Source organism: Paraburkholderia sp. 40 (assembly GCF_050434105.1).
GTDB classification, from domain to species: Bacteria; Pseudomonadota; Gammaproteobacteria; order Burkholderiales; family Burkholderiaceae; genus Paraburkholderia; species Paraburkholderia tuberum.
Genome location: NZ_JBNPVY010000003.1, coordinates 776797 through 793899 on the forward strand (window position 1 = coordinate 776797; position 17103 = coordinate 793899).

The window sequence follows — 17103 nt, forward strand, 5'->3', positions numbered from 1 at the left end:
TTTGGAAACTCGCGCAGGCGCTTCGACTAGAATAATTTCGACGTGCGGCTCCGGATTCGATGCACCACACCCGTTAATAGGTATCGCCATGAACGACGGAAGGCTCGTATTGCATGCGCGACATCGGGTCGAGGGCGGTGGCTTGCTGGTCGCCGCAGCCTGCTGCCACGCTGCCAATAGGCACGGCGCTATGCATATATGCGATCGATGAAACCGCGATCCGCCGCCTGCACTGCTGTCCTGATGATCGCAACGTGCATTGCGAGCATCATGCAGACCTCACCAGTAGCGGCACAGGCATGGCGCGACCTCGCGCCGCAACCCGCACCGCAGGCGCCGCGAAGCGCGTCGTCACCCTCCTCCCCAGAAGCGCAGGCCGAGTCCGCACGGATCGCTGTCGAGCGGCTTGCCGGGCTCATCTTCGAACCGGCCGGCGCGTCCGCGGCGGCATCGCCGAGCCAGCAAGGTCGTATCGTCGCGCAAGGATTGCCCGTACTCGACGCCGCCTTCCTGCAGAGCTTCGCCACGGACCTCGACAAGCCGCTGACCTTCGGCCGCCTCGCCGAGATGCGCCGCGCCGTGGTCGAGCGTTATCGGGCGGCGGGAAAGCCGCTCGTCGACGTCTACGTGCCGGAACAGGACGTCAGCTCGGGTGTCGTGCGTATCGCCATTGCCGAATTCAGACTGGGTCGGGTTCACGCCAGCGGCAACACCTACTTTTCGAGCAGGCTTCTCGAACGTGAAATGCCGCTCGAGCCCGGCGGACCGATCCTGCAATCGGCGGTCTCGAAGGGACTTGCGGTGCTCAACGCGAATCCTTATCGACGGGTCGATGCTGTTTTTGCGCCCGGTGAGGCCGCCGACACGACCGACGTCGTGTTGCAAACCGAAGACCGGCTACCGCTTCGCGTAAGCGCGGGTTACGACAATGAAGGCGTGGCGGAACTCGGCCGTGATCGGTTCTTTGCAGGCATAGGCTACGGCAACCTGCTTGGTCTCGATCAGCAGATCGCCTATCAATTCACTGCCAGCAACGATTTTTTCAGCGGCAATCCGAATATCGAAGGCCGCCCGAACCGCGCCCGCTTCACCGCGCACGCGCTGAACTACACGGCGCCGCTGCCTTGGCTCGACAGTATCGAGTTGTTCGGCGTCTACGCGCAGAGCACGCCACGGTTGCCCGACACGTATGGGCAAACGGGCATTTCTGCGCAGTTCAGCTTTCGCTACGATATGCGTCTGCCGACCATCACGGACACGACACAGTTGATCCAGATCGGATACGACTTCAAGCGCAGCAACAACGATCTGGAATTTGGCGGCTCCCAGGTTTTCAACTCGAATACGCACATACATCAGTTCGTGTTGTCTTACGACATCAGCAAACCGACCGAGGCTGGCACGGCGCACGCCGCGGCGACACTCGTCGCCAGTCCGGGCGGACTGGATGGCAACAATCAGGACGAGGCATTTAACGCCGCGCGGCAGGGCGCGACGGCCCGCTACATCTATATGCAGTTGACAGCGTCTCGTGCCACCGCGCTTGGGGCTGGCTTCACGCTGATCACGAACGGAACGTTTCAGTGGACGCCGAACACGTTATTACCGAGCGAGGAGATGGGGCTCGGCGGGGAGTCCAGTGTGCGAGGCTACGACCCATACGTCACGCTGGGCGATCGCGGCTGGAACATTCAGACCGAGGTGCGCACGCCTGCGATCTCGCTCGGCGCGAGCAACGCGGTCGTGCAACCCTTTGTGTTTTTCGATGCGGGCCGCGTATGGAGCACGATCGACCAGCCAGCCGAAAATAACCCCGGTCTGCTCGCGGGCGTCGGCGCGGGCGTGCGCGTCCAATGGTCGAGATTCGTGGATTTGCGCTGCACCTATGGCGCGCCATTACGCTCGGCGACACCAAATGGTTCGAAGGCGCCGATCGTGCTCTTGTACGTGTCGGTCGGAACGTGAGCCGTCGATAGATGCCCCATGTTCGACACGGCCCGCCGCCGTGTCTGCCTTCACTGCGCCGTCATCCGGCCGCGTCCGAGCTCTGCTCGGGCTCCCAACCGCGCGCGGCGGCGAGACAGGCGCGGACTTCTTCATCGGTCGTCTGGTCGAAATTCACATAGAACCCGCTGATCCCCATCAACCAATCCGGCTCCAGCACGCTTACGAACGCGTGCGCGATTCCTTCGAATGCCGTGCGCGCATCAGATTGCGACACCGGGACCGCCACCACGATCCGAGCGGGATGTCTGCTGCCGAGTGCGTCGAGCGCCGCATGCATCGACGCCCCCGTCGCGATGCCGTCGTCGACCACGATCACCGTCTTGCCCTGTACTGGCACCGGCGGGCATTCCCCACGGTACGCCAGTTCCCTGCGCGCGAGTTCGGCTCTTTCGCGCGCGATCACGTCGGCCAATTGGGCGTCACTGATTTGCAGTTCGCGAAGCACCGACCTTTCCAGATGAAGGGCGCCCCCCGTCGCGATGGCGCCCATCGCCAGTTCCTCGTCTTGAGGCGCCCCAAGCTTTCTGACGACGAGAACGTCGAGCCTGGCATGCAATGCCCGTGCGACTTCGAACGCGACAGGAACGCCGCCGCGCGGCAGAGCCAGCACCACCAGATCGCCGCGACCCTGATAGTCGCGCAGTGCGTGGGCCAGCTGTCTGCCAGCGTCGGCGCGGTCGCGAAACACGTTGCCCATCGCTTTTCCTCCACCGCAACGTCAGTGCGGATTGCCAAACCCACTATGCCATCAATCGGCCGCATCAAGCGTTCCTCCTGAACGGAGAAGTTTTCACGGCTCTCGTAGGCGATACCGATACAGGGGCATGCTTCCGCGGCGGCTGCCTCGCGCTTGACGGCAATGAAACTGTCCGGACCCACCGACATCGAATCGATCGCGCACTCGACGAGGAACGCCGCGAACTCCCGCCTGCGGTCCGCTGCGCGTAGCGATGCCGGCGACCGACGGAACCCGCGCCAAGCGGCGTCGATTCGTCGACGGTGACGGCGGGGGCGCTCATCACGTCACGCACCCGAATCGAACGCTCTTTCAGATACTCGACCGCGAGTGATCTCCACATCGAGTGCCCTGCGCTGTCGCACATCGGTGCAGGCAGGCGCGAGGCGACGCAATTGACGGGCGCTGAAGGACGCGTCGCCGCGCTCCCTTCGGCGCCAACTTCGAATCCGCTCGCGCGGCGTGCCGCCGCGACGAAGTCCGCGTCGACCAGTCGTTGCAACGCGTCGATTCCGCCGTGCGATGCGCCTATCGCAAAGATCCGGCCACTCGTGATTAGCCCCGGGTTCGAGTACAACCCAATGATCGACGCGTAGCGGCGGACCATTGTTGATTTGCATCAAGCATCAAGCCCGCCCTCCGCTGTCCAGGCGACGGTGACGACGTCCATGTCGATGCGCCACCTGGCGAATTCGCACTGCCGACTGCGATGCGACGGTGAATTACCGGTCACCCGCTCCACGAACGTCGCGTCAAAACGCAACGCTGAACGCTGTCACGAATTCGTCGAGCCGCGCGCGATCGAGCCCGTCGATACCGGCGGCAGCGACCCTGCCGTTTCCTCCGAACTTCCTGCAAAGGACGTCGGCGCCTCGCGGACAATCGAGCGGAGCCCGTACGCTCGCCGTGTATCGGCCATCGGCGCCGGCCGTCAGCACCGCGTGCGCTCGCGCCGGGTCGCGTCGCGCGACGAGATTGGCGAAATCGCCTCGCACGCGCCGCGCCCACGCCGCGTCGGGAAGAATGTGCAGCGTTCCATTGGCGACCCGCCGCATTACCGCGAGTCCCAAGGCCAGTTCGAGGTCTTCCGTTCGTCGCGCCTGCAGTTCGGGCAGCACGCTGGTCGACGCAATGAACTCGAGGGGGTCCGAATAGGGTTGAATGGCGCGATACATCTCGACAGGATCGACGGCAAGATCGACGACGCTGTCCCCGTAGGCGTTGTAGTTGATCGCTTCGCCGAGTTCGCGCAGTTTGTGCTCATCGGACGAGTTCACCGCGCACGCAGTGGCGGCCCGATGCGCTGCCCGATGCAGGTTGTCGCCATAGGCCGCGACCACCGCCCATCGCGTGCACCGGCCTTGCAGATGGCGGTCCACGATCAGCGCAGTGCACCTATCCGGTGACGTATCGATATGCGTCGTCAGCAGCGCGTGTGCGGGGATGGGCCCGGGGAAATGATGATCGAAATAGTCGATCTTTACACCAAGATCCAGCAACGCGATGAGTGGCTCGCGGTTCGAGTCGAGCGAAATATCCAGCACCGTCACGCTGTCGCCCTGCTGCGCGTTCGCGCGTTGCAGAAGCGTTATCTCGCGCTTGGCTCCCGTGATCAGGATGGTGTCGGCAGGCTCGGCGAGCCGCAACTGATGCAGCGCGCAGATGCCGTCGGCATCGCCATTGAAAATATCGAATCGCTTCATCCGCTGCTCCACCGGCTCTTTGCTGCCACGATCGCACGCGGCTTGACTGCGGTCAAACGGTGACCCACGCTCCATTTCGTATGGAACCGTACAGGCAGTTGCCGACCGACTGGCGATGCCCGGCTACCGCCTCGCTGATACAGATCAAGCCGGTTACCATACCCGATGGCTTAAATGAGTAGACGATTCCGGCTCGCGCGCAAGGCGGGCGCCGGCCGTCCCACCAGGCGGAGGTCAACCGTGCCGAATGAGACGCTCGTGCTTCACCATGACGCCCGGCAATTGCTGCTCAATAGCGTCAATGCGCTCGCCGAGGCCGTCAAGGTCATGCCTGGTTTCGGCGGCCGCAGCGTGATCGTCGAACGCGCGCCCGGCGTGCCGCTCGTCGCGAATTCCGAGCTGGTTGTCGCGGGCTCGGTCGACTTGACCGGTCGCCACGAAGAAATGGCCGCGCAGCTGCCCGCGAGGTGGAGTCCGGCATGAGTTCGCCACGGAGCCGCAAGCTTTCTTCACCACGCGCCAATGCAAGCATGCGCGGCATCCAGCATCTCGCCAACCGGGTCCGCGCCGCGCGCCGCAGCGTGCGCGACCTCGACGCGACGCTGCGCAGGCCGGGCACGTACCGTCATCCGGCGGGCAGGATCGTCCGGGTCGAAACGCACATATCCGGCGTGTATCTCGCCGGGCGCTTCGCGTACAAGATCATCAAACCCGTCGCCCCGGGTTTCGCGGACTTTACCGCCACCGCGACCCGCAAGCGCTGCTGCGAAGCCCAGCTCCGTCTGAACCGGCCACTCGCGCAAGGTATTTACGCCGGCGTGCTGCCGATTGCGCGCCACGCCGGCGTGCTGACACTCGGGGACGGCGGCGTGACTGTCGATCACGCGGTCAAGATGCGCCGCTTCGACGAGGCGATGCTCTTTTCGAGTCTCGCGGCGAATGGAGCACTGACGCCGCGCGACATCGACGGCGCGGCGAAGCGGCTCGCCGACTATCACCTGAGGGCGCCCCGCAACGCGCCGTCGTCGCGCTACGGGAGCGCCACGCTGGTGCGAACGCAGATCGAAACGATCAACGCGGCGCTGCTGGCCAATTGCAGCCATCCCGCGCTGCCCGGTATTGCCGCGTGGTGCGCGCGACAACTCGACCAACTCGCGCCGCTGATCGAGCGGCGCCGCGCCGAGGGTTTCGTGCGTGGCTGCCATGGCGATCTGCATCTCGACAACGTGGTTCGCTGGCGCGGCGCAATCGCGATGTTCGACTGTATCGACTTCGACGATGCGCTACGCTGGATCGACGTCGCAGCGGACGTCGCGTTTCTCGTGATGGACCTGTGCGCGCGAGCGGAGCCCCGTCTGGCCAATCGACTGTTGAATCGTTGGCTGGAAACGTCGGGCGATTATGCGGCGCTGTCGCTGATGCCTTTGTACGTCGCCTATCGCGCGCTGGTGCGGGCGTGGGTCGCGTGCCTGAAAGCGGGATACGTAGCGGGCCGCAACGTCGCCATCCCGGATCCGGCCCTGCGCTACCTCGAGGTGGCACGGGCGCAAACGCGGAAGCCGGCACCCGTTTTGCTGCTGTGTCATGGCTACTCCGGTTCGGGAAAATCGGTCGCGAGCCGGGCTCTTGCGGACCTGTGCGGCGCGGTGCGAGTGTCGAGCGATGCCGAACGCAAGCGTCTGCGGCCGGCGCCCGACGCGCAAACCTCGCTTGGCGCCGAACACTACACGCCAGCCGCACGTCACGCGATCTACGACCACCTTCTTCGACTCGCGCACCGCGTGCTGCAAAGCGGCCACAGCGCGATCGTCGACGCGACCTTTCTCGAGTTCCGTCACCGCGACACGTTTTTCGCGCTCGCCCAACGGCTTGGAGTACCAGCCCGCATTCTCGACTTTCGTGCCGAATCAACGGTGCTCGCGCAACGCATCGAAGCGCGCCGGCATGGTCCGCGCGATCTATCCGACGCCGACACCGCGACGCTCGCGCGTCAACTCGCGAGCGCCGACGCACTGACGCCGGCGGAACAGGCGTTGACCTTGTCATTCGACACCGCGGTACCGATGGCGGCGTTCGACTCCCCCGCGTTCTGGCGACCCGTGCTTGCACTGATGCAGTCAGCGCCGTTTGCGACACGCTGATCGTGTTCCGACGCGAAGCGGGGTCATTGATCTGCGCGTGTGATCGAGGTCGCGTCCGCGTCGATCACGGCTGGCCAAAGTGACATCTCACACAAACGGCCCGACTGCCCGCCGCGGATAGCGGATAATGGATCGCGAACGAGACGCCAATCGCGAGACGGTCGGAGCCAGCGGTCACGAAATGCCGTTCGGATTGATCGGCGTGCGCGAACACGCGCCGATGCTCGGCGACTCCATGCGGATCGATACCGCGCAAAGCGCGGACTTCGCGATTGCGGTCAGGTTTCCCCTGGCAATGGATGCAACCGGGAGAGATCACCCCATGATCAAGGTGTTGCTGGCCGACGACCACACGCTCGTACGCGACGGACTGCGCCATATCCTGCAGCGCGCGAGCGGCTTCGAAGTGGCCGGCGAAGCTTGCGACAGCGCGACGCAGGCCCACGTGCTCGTGCTCGACCTGTCGATGCCGGGGCGCAATGACCCGGCGACACGATGACGACACGAACCGCGTGCTCGCGGGAACGATCCGAAAGGAGACTTCGAGATGACCGATGCCGCCCAACATGACGCGTGGGAAATCGGCGAACCGCACTTCCACGCCTCCACGCCACTGGAAACAGCAGCTGCGCTTTGCGCTGCATTATGCGGTGCTCGCGCCGTCGAATCACAACACGCAACCGTGGCGGTTCATCGTCGACGGCGAGACCGTACAGATCTGCGCCGACCGCATGCGCGCGCTTCCCGTGGTCGATCCTTTCGATCGCGAACTGCTGATGAGCTGCGGCGCGGCGTTGCTCAATCTTCGCGTGGCGCTGTGCCGTCTCGGTCTCGCTTATGCGATCACGCCGTTTCCATCGGAAGCCGACCCCGACATCGTGGCGCTCGTGCGCGTGTCGCGCGACGGGCCTCGCGATCCCCACCTGCACGAACTCTTCGACGCGCTGACGGCGCGCGTGACGACGCGTGCGCCGTTCGTCGACGAAGCCGTTCCGGTGGCACTGCAACGCAAGCTCAGCGACGCCTGCGACGACGAGGGCGCGATTGCCTGTTGCGTGGAGCAAACGACCGCGCGCGAGGCGCTTGCGCAACTGATCGCCGACGCCGATCACGCGCAGTTCGCGGACCCACGTTTCCGTCGCGAGCTCGCCAGCTGGATCCACCCGCGCCGGCGCGACGATGGCATGCCGGCTTACGGTACCGCTGTCGGAGCATTGCTCGACTTCGCGGCGCCGCTCGTCAGCCTGGCCGTCCGCGTATTCGATGTGGGCGCAGGACAGCCCGCCACGCATCAGCACCTCGTGCAAGGCTCGCCGCTGATGGTCGGCATTGCCACGATGCGCGACGACCGCGAGGCATGGCTCGCCGCGGGACAGGCGCTCGAGCGGATGCTGCTGGTCGCGGCATCCGCGGGACTGAGCGCTTCCTACCTGAACCAGCCGATCGAAGTGGACCCGCTGCGCGAGCGGCTCCGGACGCTGCTGGGAACGGAGGCGATTCCGCAGCTTCTGCTCCGCGTCGGCCGCGGCCCGCGCGTCAGTCATGCGCCGAGGCGGCCGCTGGCCGATGTGGTGTCCTGACACGCGTGGGTGCGGGCACGCGTGGAAACGGTACCGATGGGCCCGTGATGAAGGTCGCGCGACAGCCAGACCAACGCCGGCATGGGCGATCCGACCGAAGGATCGCCATGTCATGCGCTACCCCAATGCCGCCACATGCTGTATGAACTGGACCTCAGCACTTCGCGATGGCCGCGCTTGAGCGAACGCGGCCAGCAACAATATCAAGCGGAAAACCAGCGCGTTGCCTCACCTCAATGTCGGTTAGCGGGCTACACCTCGCGGGCTACACCGTTACCACGATCTTTCCGAACTGCCCGTTGGTTTCGAGGTAGCGGTGCGCGTCGACGATCTCGTCGAACGCAAAGGTGCGATCGATGACCGGCTTCAGCGAGCCGCTTTCGAGCCCCTTGAGCACGAACTCCACCGCAGCCTTTCGGCGCGTCGGGTCGCCACTCGTCAGCCAGATGTTGTGCGCCTTCACGGAAATCATTTTGGCGATCATCTCCAGCACGGGCAGCGTCGTGGCACGTTCGTCTAGCACGCCGTACAGATACGCGATCCCCTGGAAGGACAGCGCCGAGACCAGTTTCGCGAAGTTCGGGCCGCCGACCGGATCGAAAGCGACGCGAGCCCCCTTTCCATCCGTGATCCGCATGATCGCTTCGACAAGGTCCGACTCGTCCGTCACGACCACGTGTGCGGCACCCGCGTCGAGCAACTGCTGTCGCTTGCCAGCATGGCGCGTGACCGCGATCGACGTCGCCCCCGCGTAATTCGCTAGCTGGATCGCTGCCAATCCAACGCTGCTCGAAGCGGCCGGTATGACGACGTAGTCGCCGGCGCCCACCTTCGCATCTTCGATCAGCGCGCCATATGCGGTGACGAACATCATCCACACCGACGCGGCCTCGGCGAAGGAAAGAGATTTCGGGTGCCTGACGACTGCATGGTCCGGCACGATGATGACTTCGCCGTAGGTGACGTACTGATTCATCGAGAACGACGGGATCACATTGACCTCGTCTCCGGGCGCGAAACCGCCGACGCCCTCGCCCACCGCGTCGACGATGCCGGCCGCCTCGTACCCGAGCCCGGCCGGAAAGCGGACGGGCTCGGTGTACTGGTCGGTGCGCCACATCGATTCCGCGCGATTGAGACCGATCGCTTTCACGTTGATGCGAACTTCACTGCGGCCGGGGCCGCGGATCGATTCGTCGACGAATCGAAGCACTTCCGGCCCACCGGCCTCGGCAAACCTGACAGTCCGTGACATCACTACCTCCTGGATGGATTGATGGTAGAGCACTGCGAAAATTACCACGTCGTTCCCGCGAGGGAATTCGACTGACAAGCGGGGAAATCCGAACAGTGCTTTTCGTCGTCGCCCCAGAACGTCGGCTCGCACAAAGAGGGTCGATCGAAAACTACGCGGTGGCCGGATTTTCGCTGGTCATTCGCCTGATGATCGCGAGCAGTTCTTCGATATCGACGGGTTTGACGAGATGACTATCACACCCCGCCCCCGCTGAACGAGCCACGTCCTCGGGCTGTCCGTAGCCCGACACGGCGACGATTTCAAGGCGCTTGCCAGCCGCCTGATGATCCCTCAGCCGACGCGCAACCTCATAGCCGCTGATTCCCGGCAGACCAAGATCAAGGAAAACGATCTGCGGCTCGAAGGCAGCGGCAATCTGAAGCGCTTCTTCCCCGCTGTGTGCGGTGCGCACATCGTGCGCGTCGAGAATCATTGCGAGCGACAGTGCGGCATCGCTGTTATCGTCGACGATCAGAACACGCATTGGATCGGACGGCGTTCGACCTGCTTCGGCACCGTCCTTCGCCCGCTGGTTGCTGCCCTGGCAAACGGGTAGACGTATTTCGAATTCACTGCCTCTGTTCTTGCCTTCGCTCCTGGCGACAATGGTCCCGCCGTGCATCTCGGTCAGCGTCTTGCACACCGAGAGCCCGATCCCAAGACCGCCCCTGGACGGCTCGCCGTGGCAGGAACCCTGTACGAACAGATCGAACACGTGAGGCAGTGCGTCGCCCGAAATACCCGTGCCCGTGTCCGACACGGTAACGGATACCTGCTGACCGACGAGCGTCGCGCATACCACGATCCGGCCACCCTCGTCGGTGTATTTGATCGCGTTATCCAGCAGATTGGAGAATGTCTGGGTGATCCGCGCCGGGTCACCGTGGACGTACACTGGGTGCGCGAGCGGCAGACGCACGATGTCGTGATGCCGCTGCAACGCAGCCGGCATCGTGATCTCGAGAGCGTGGTCGAGTGCCAGCCTGATATCGAAGACCTCGCGCTTCAACTCGATCTTGCCGGTGGTGATCCTCGATACATCGAGCAGGTCGTCGATCAGATGCGACAGGTGGCCGGTCTGGCGTTCGATCACATTCCGCAGCCACTCACGTTTGGCGGGATCGGCTCCCGCGCTGTGGCCCAGCAGATGCGCGGCGTTCCGCACGGGCGCCAACGGGTTGCGCAGCTCGTGCGCGAGCGTGGCCAGAAAGATGTCCTTGCGGCGATCGGCGTCCTGCAATTTCGCCTGCGCGTCGGTCCGCTCCGTCACGTCGCACAAGCTGCCAATGAATGTGTAATCGTCCTGCTGAGCGGGCGAACGCAGATACCCGAACATTTCGACGGTCCTGAGCGCGCGGTCGGTTACGCGGTGCAGCCGGAACGCGACATGCACCGGCTCGCCGGAGACCAGCCGGGACTGAAAATGGCATTTCAGCAGTTCGACATCGTCGGGATGAACGACCGACGTCATGAACTCGGTTTCCGTCAACGGCCCCCTCTTCTCGGGCTGCCCGGTGATTTCGTACATCTGGCGGTTTTCCCACACGCCTTGTCGCGAGGCGCCACACCACTCGAAGATGCCGATGCCGGCCGCGCTCGTGGCGACACGCAGCCGCTCCTCGGAGAGCTTCAGCGCAGTCAGCGCCGTGTGCAGGCTGTCCTGCGCCGCCGCCACCTCGGCGGCCTGACGTTGCATTTGCGCCTCGATGGCGCTTTCGATCATCGCGCGAAACGTGCGCTCGACGATGTCGTGTGCCCGCATGTGAACGTCGACGGAAGACGCAACCGGACCGAAATACGCGCGGATCTCGTCCTTCAGAAAGCGCTGCATCAGATCGATGTTGCGAAACAGATCCGTGACCCGCCAGCCCTCTGGCCAGAACCTGCCGGGGTGCGCGACCGCCACAGGCGCGGATAGTGACGCGTCGCTCCCGGCGACCAGCAGGGCGGTGCATACTTCGGCCAGCATATAGGCGAAACAGCCAATGAGTCCCTGCCCGCTGTCCGCATCGGTGTGCGCTCCCAGCTCCGAGGTCTCGGCGATCCAGCGATGCATCAGTTGCTCACGGGTACGCCCCAGCCTGCGCGCCAGTCCGTTTAGCGTGATCGCGCCTCGGGAATCCAGATCGAAACCCCGTTTCATCCTGGTACCCCCGGACGAAAGCTGTGAGCCCGCGATGCCGTCCCGGCACACCGGTTTGTGTCAGTCAACCTCTTTGTCATGGACCGTTTTAGTAGGTTACGCAGCGCGCGACTATAAATAGTATCGCAGCATCCAAGGCGATCCGCCATGGCATGCGGGACAGGACGAACCATGAAAAGCTCGACGTCTCCGACGCAAGTATCCTCGCGTGCGCGTAAGATTGCCGGGAACGCGATGAAGACGCGAAGGAGCCATGGCGATGGAGGAACCCCGGAACTCGACGCGACAGAACGGCCCCAAGGTCGCGTTTGCCCTGCAAGGCGGCGGTTCGCACGGAGCCTTCACGTGGGGTGTGCTCGACCGTCTGCTGGAGGCTTCGTCGCAGGCAACCCCGCTCGATATCGCGGCGATCAGCGGCGCAAGCGCGGGCGGAATCAATGCGACGCTGTGCGCGGCGGGTCTCACAACCAGCGGCGCACCGAAAGCACGCGACATGCTGCGCGCCTTCTGGGAAGCGGTATCGCGCGCCGGTGCGCTGGCGGGCAACGCGCTCCTCGGCTTTTCCGAACCCGGCCCATTCGGCGGCTGGAATATCGACTGGAATCCCGCCGCCATCATGCTGGAGGCCGTGGGACTCGTCGCTTCGCCTTACGGCAATCCGTTTTACCGCGATCCTCTCGGGCCGGTGATTCGTTCCGCCCTCCCCGAACAGGATCTCGCCGCGCTCAATACCACGCGCGATGGCCCGCAACTGTTCATTTGCGCAACCGACGTACGAACCAACCAACGCGCAATTTTCACCCGCCCCGAGATTTCCATTGACGTATTGCGCGCTTCCGCATGCCTGCCGAGCGAGTTTCGCACCGTCAGCGTGGGCGGCATACCGTACTGGGATGGCGGCTATCTGGGCAACCCGCCATTGGCACCGTTGATCGCCCATGCCCAGGACCTGATTCTCGTTCTGGCGAATCCGTTCGTGCGCCACGACATGCCGCCTAAAGACGCGCGCGGCATTCTCGACCGGCTCAATGAAATCGGTTTCAACGCGTCCGTCGTACTGGAGATCAACGCGATCGAAGCGGTCAACCGTGTGCTCGACTCGGTCGGCGAGGAAGCGGCGCGCAAAAGCCGCTTCAAGCCCGTCAGGTTTCACCTGATTCGCGACGACGATTTTCTCGCGAAGTTCGGTTTTGTTTCCAAGAGCAGCACGTCCTGGTCATTGCTCAAAACGCTCTTCGAGCGTGGCCGCGAAGTGGCGAACGTATGGCTCGAGAACGACTACGCGAAACTCGGGCAAGCGTCTTCGCTCGACGTCAAGGGTTCGTTGCTCGATCCGACGCTCAAGCACAGCGGCAACGCGAGCGCGCGACGAAACTGAAAAGGACGGAGGTCGCACGCCCAGCGCGCATCGTCAGACTTCATGGCCGTACTTCGTGGTCAACACCACGGGCTTCAGCCGCAACACGGCGACGCTCTGCGGACCCGTCGATCCAGGCGGTGATGATCCCGCGTGGATGCAGCCGGACTGATCGCGTGTCCGGCCGCGGCTGCCAGCTTGCGGCAGTCTCAATCGCCTGCCCGCGAGATGACCCTCGCGATGGCCTCCGCAGCCGTCGCAACGTTGTTGTCATTGAGCGCGGCGACGCACATGCGCCCGGACCGGATCAAGTAGACGCCGTGCCGTTCGCGCAGCGTGTCGACCTGGTCTGCAGACAACCCGGTGTACGTGAACATACCGCGCTGCTCGAGGTAGCGCGCGAGCATCGTGTCCGGCACCTTGCCGCGCAGGCGTTCATGGATCTCCGCACGCATACGCATGATGCGCCGGCACATCGATGCAAGCTCTTGTTGCCATGATTGCCGCATTGCCGGTGTTGTCAGCACGCGCGCTACGATCTTTGCGCCGTGCGTCGGCGGATTGCTGTAGTTCGCGCGCACAGCGCTCGTCAATTGACCCAATACGCGCCCGGCGACATCCGGCGACTCGCAAATCACCGACAGTCCGCCGCACCGCTCGCCATACAGCGAGAAGTTCTTCGAGAATGAATTGGCCACCAACGCCGGCACGTTCTGGCGCACGAGTTCACGAATCGCAAATGCGTCCGCGTCGATGCCCGCGCCGAAGCCCTGGTACGCCATGTCGATGAATGGCAGCAGGGTCCGCTTCCTGATGACCTCGATCAGTTGCATCCATTGCGCGTCGTTCAGATCGACGCCCGTCGGGTTGTGACAGCACGCGTGCAACAGGACGACGCTGCGCGCCGGCAGCGCGTCGATGGCCGACAGCATCTCTTCGAACTTGAGCCCGCCGCTCGATTCGTCGTAGTACGGGTACGTGTCGACTTCGAATCCCGCGCGCTCGAAGATGAAACGGTGGTTTTCCCACGTCGGATCGCTGACCCATACCCGTGAGCCCGCAAAATAGCGCTTGATGAAATCCGCACCGACCTTGAGCGCGCCCGAGCCGCCCAAGGTCTGCACAGTCGCGATGCGCCCCTCGGTACGTGCCGGCGAGTCGTCGCCGAACACCAACGATTGCACGGCATCGCGGTAGTGGGCGAAGCCCGCCATCGGCAGGTACGGCTTTGGACCGGGCTCGGCGAGCAGTTGTCCTTCGGCCTCGCGTACGGCTTGCATCACCGGTAAGCGGCCTTGATCGTCGTAATAGATGCCGATGCTCAGATTGACCTTATGGTCGCGCGAATCCTTCGCGAAGTTCTCGTTCAATGTGAGGATCGGATCGCCCGCATAGGCATCGATGTGTTCAAACATGCTGGTTCCCTGGATTAGGCCAAATGGTTGCAGAAACGCGGTGCCTAGCGCATCGGCACACCAACTGGTACCGAGGCGTCCGCGCGTCGATTGCGCAAGCGATAGCCGACGCCCAGCGCAACGAGCCAAACGGGGATCAGGTAGACCGACATGCGCAGATCCGGTATCAGCCACATCACCACCAGAATGCCGCCAAGGAACACCAGACACAGATAGTTGGTGAGCGGATAACCCAGGCTGCGGAATACGGTCGTCTCACCGGCTCGCGCTTTCGCGCTGCGAAAGCGCAAATGAATGATGCTGATCATTGCCCAGTTGATGATGAGCGCCGAGACGACGAGCCCCATCAGCAATTGAAATGCCTTGCCGGGCATCAGGTAGTTGATCACCACGCAGGTGGCCGTCGCCACGGCGGAAACACCCAGCGCGACGAGCGGAATCCCGCGGGCGTTCACCTTCAGCAGAGCGCGCGGCGCATTGCCCTGGCCTGCGAGGCCGTAAAGCATGCGGCTGTTGCAGTAGACGCCGCTGTTGTACACCGACAGCGCGGCGGTGAGCACCACCGCATTGAGCACGTTGGCGACGAAGTTACTATTCATCGCGTGAAAGATCAGCACGAACGGACTACCGCCCGTAACGACTTTTTCCCACGGATACAGCGACAGCAGCACTGCGAGTGCGCCGACGTAGAAAATCAGGATCCGGTAGATCACCTGGTTGGTCGCGCGCGGGATGGTGTGCGAAGGATCTTCCGCCTCGGCGGCCGTAATGCCGACGAGTTCCAGTCCACCGAACGAGAACATGATGACAGCCATCGCCATCACGAGGCCCGACACGCCGTTCGGAAAGAAGCCACCGTGGCGCCAGAGATTGGCCACGCCCGCGTCAGGGCCTGCATGGCCCGAAATCAACAGGTAGCCGCCGAAGCCGATCATGCCAACGATCGCCGCGACCTTGACGATCGAGAACCAGAACTCGAGCTCGCCGTACGACTTCACGCTGGTGAGGTTGATCGCGTTGATGACGCAAAAGCAGACGAGCGCGGAGACCCACGTGGGCAGACCGGGCCACCAGTACTGCATGTAGATGCCAACGGCCGACAGTTCTGCCATTGACACGAGAACGTACAGCACCCAGTAGTTCCAGCCGGACACGAAGCCGGAGAATTGGCCGCAGTATTTGCCTGCGAAGTAGCTGAAGGATCCCGCAACCGGCTCGTCGACGACCATTTCGCCGAGTTGCCGCATGATGAAGAAGGCGACGATGCCCGCGATCGCGTACCCGAGCAACACGGACGGTCCTGCCGTCTTGATGGTCTGCGCGATGCCGAGAAAGAGGCCGGTGCCGATTGCGCCTCCTAGCGCGATCAACTGAATGTGACGATTCTTCAGGCCGCGCTGTAGCGTGCCCTGTTGCTGGTGTGCCACGATGTTGTCTCCTGTGTCCTGCGGTTGGTTCTGGACGCCACGCCTCGTTTTTCGCCTGCTCTGGTCGGGCAGACGAAACGTGCCGAGGCCTCACAGCCGACGCTTGTGGCGCCGGTGCCGTGTCTTGCTGGAATAGGTATTGTTGCAGCGGCTATCAACGGGGTTGTATGCGCGTCAAACCTTCAGCGTGCCCCGCTCGATCTGATCGCGTTCGAGCGACTCGAACAGCGCCTTGAAGTTGCCTTCGCCGAAACCTTCATCACCCTTGCGCTGGATGAATTCGAAAAAGACAGGGCCAAGCAGCGGCTTGGAAAAAATCTGCAGCAGCAGGCGCGGCGATCCGTCTGCCGTCGTTCCGTCGAGGAGGATGCCGCGCGATTGCAATTCGCCCACCGATTGACCGTGGCCCGGCAAGCGCGTCGCGAGCGCATCGTAGTAGTAGCTGTTGGGCCCCGTCATCAGCGGCACGCCTGCCATCTGCAGGTTGTCGATAACCGTTATCAGATCGTCCGTCAGGAACGCGATGTGTTGAATGCCCTCGCCATTGAAGGCCATCAGGAATTCCTCGATCTGCCCGCTCCCCTTGCCAGATTCCTCGTTCAATGGAATGCGGATCTTGCCGTCCGGCGCCGTCATCGCCTTCGACGTGAGACCCGTGTATTCGCCCTCGATGTCGAAGTAGCGTAGCTCACGGAAGTTGAACAGCGTCTCGTAGAAGTTGGCCCAATACGTCATGCGGCCGCGATAGACGTTGTGCGTGAGGTGGTCGACGAGGCGCAAGCCATGACCGGCCGGCCGCCGCTCGACACCTTCGATGAACTCGAAATCGATGTCGTAGATCGACTTGCCGTCCTCGAAGCGGTCGATCAGATAAAGCGGTGCGCCGCCAATGCCCTTTATTGCGGGCAATCGCAACTCCATTGGACCGGTTGCGATTTCGATCGGCTGAGCCCCTAGCGACAGCGCGCGGGCGTAGGCCTTGTGCGAATCCTTCACGCGAAATGCCATGCCGCACGCACTCGGGCCATGCTCGGCGGCAAAGTAAGCGGCCGCACTGTTGCGCTCGCGATTGACGATGAAGTTGATTTCGCCCTGGCGGTAAAGCAGCACGTCCTTCGAACGGTGGCGAGCCACCAGTGTGAAACCCATCTGCTCGAACAGCGGTTCGAGCACATTGGGTACGGGCGAGGCAAATTCAACGAATTCGAAGCCCATCAGTTGCATTGGATTGTCAAACAGGTCGGCCATGATCTCTCAGGTTCAGCAGAGGGTGAATGATTTGTGGCGAGCAACCGGC

The 17103-nt window shown here is 63.3% G+C and carries 11 protein-coding genes and 2 pseudogenes; 6 read left to right on the plus strand and 7 right to left on the minus strand.

From position 1 onward, the window contains the following. Positions 1-243 precede the first annotated feature (243 nt). A complete protein-coding gene (locus OKW28_RS19045) occupies positions 244-1965 on the plus strand; it encodes a ShlB/FhaC/HecB family hemolysin secretion/activation protein (RefSeq protein ID WP_429448794.1) in 1722 nt (573 codons plus the stop codon). A 61-nt stretch (positions 1966-2026) separates the two neighbouring features. On the opposite strand, the gene OKW28_RS19050 is transcribed toward OKW28_RS19045, so the two are convergent. Then, positions 2027-2704 carry a phosphoribosyltransferase gene (locus OKW28_RS19050; protein WP_429448006.1) on the minus strand — a complete coding sequence of 226 codons (678 nt, stop codon included), beginning with the start codon at positions 2702-2704 and terminating at the stop codon, positions 2027-2029. 791 nt (positions 2705-3495) lie between these two features. Beyond that, positions 3496-4446 carry an acetyltransferase gene (locus OKW28_RS19055; RefSeq protein ID WP_429448007.1) on the minus strand — a complete coding sequence of 317 codons (951 nt, stop codon included), beginning with the start codon at positions 4444-4446 and terminating at the stop codon, positions 3496-3498. Positions 4447-4686: 240 nt separating this feature from the next. Between OKW28_RS19055 and OKW28_RS19060 the strand changes: the two genes are divergently transcribed. From OKW28_RS19060 to OKW28_RS19075, 4 genes and pseudogenes are all read left to right on the plus strand, one after another. After that, on the plus strand, positions 4687-4929 hold the full coding sequence (locus OKW28_RS19060) for a hypothetical protein (protein ID WP_429448009.1): 243 nt from the start codon (positions 4687-4689) through the stop codon (positions 4927-4929). Beyond that, positions 4926-6587 carry an AAA family ATPase gene (locus OKW28_RS19065; RefSeq protein ID WP_429448010.1) on the plus strand — a complete coding sequence of 554 codons (1662 nt, stop codon included), beginning with the start codon at positions 4926-4928 and terminating at the stop codon, positions 6585-6587. The genes OKW28_RS19060 and OKW28_RS19065 overlap by 4 nt, the downstream gene beginning before the upstream one ends. 322 nt (positions 6588-6909) lie before the next feature. Beyond that, positions 6910-7068, plus strand: a pseudogene (locus OKW28_RS19070) (response regulator transcription factor); the annotation flags it as partial. A 66-nt stretch (positions 7069-7134) separates the two neighbouring features. Continuing rightward, positions 7135-8167 (plus strand): annotated as a pseudogene (locus OKW28_RS19075) (Acg family FMN-binding oxidoreductase). Between the two features lie 265 nt (positions 8168-8432). Here the strand turns inward: OKW28_RS19075 and OKW28_RS19080 are convergent. Together OKW28_RS19080 and OKW28_RS19085 are read right to left on the minus strand one after the other, a co-directional pair. After that, positions 8433-9422, minus strand: coding sequence for a zinc-dependent alcohol dehydrogenase family protein (locus OKW28_RS19080; protein WP_429448012.1), 990 nt, complete (start codon positions 9420-9422; stop codon positions 8433-8435). A 151-nt stretch (positions 9423-9573) separates the two neighbouring features. Beyond that, complete coding sequence (locus OKW28_RS19085) at positions 9574-11607, minus strand: ATP-binding protein (RefSeq protein ID WP_429448013.1); 2034 nt, start codon at positions 11605-11607, stop codon at positions 9574-9576. Positions 11608-11866: 259 nt separating this feature from the next. Here OKW28_RS19085 and OKW28_RS19090 point away from each other — a divergent pair, with 259 nt between their 5' ends. After that, positions 11867-12985 carry a patatin-like phospholipase family protein gene (locus OKW28_RS19090; RefSeq protein ID WP_429448015.1) on the plus strand — a complete coding sequence of 373 codons (1119 nt, stop codon included), beginning with the start codon at positions 11867-11869 and terminating at the stop codon, positions 12983-12985. Positions 12986-13173: 188 nt separating this feature from the next. On the opposite strand, the gene OKW28_RS19095 is transcribed toward OKW28_RS19090, so the two are convergent. The 3 genes from OKW28_RS19095 to hppD all read right to left on the minus strand — a co-directional run bounded on the left by OKW28_RS19095 (position 13174) and on the right by hppD (position 17054). Further along, the gene (locus tag OKW28_RS19095; RefSeq protein ID WP_429448017.1) at positions 13174-14379 is read right to left on the minus strand and encodes an amino acid aminotransferase; all 1206 of its coding nucleotides are present in this window, start codon (positions 14377-14379) and stop codon (positions 13174-13176) included. Positions 14380-14423: 44 nt separating this feature from the next. After that, positions 14424-15806, minus strand: a complete 1383-nt coding sequence (locus OKW28_RS19100) for an amino acid permease (protein WP_429448019.1) — start codon at positions 15804-15806, stop codon at positions 14424-14426. Positions 15807-15980: 174 nt separating this feature from the next. After that, positions 15981-17054: a 4-hydroxyphenylpyruvate dioxygenase gene (hppD, locus tag OKW28_RS19105; protein WP_429448020.1), complete on the minus strand. Its 1074-nt coding sequence runs from the start codon at positions 17052-17054 to the stop codon at positions 15981-15983. Positions 17055-17103: the final 49 nt, after the last annotated feature.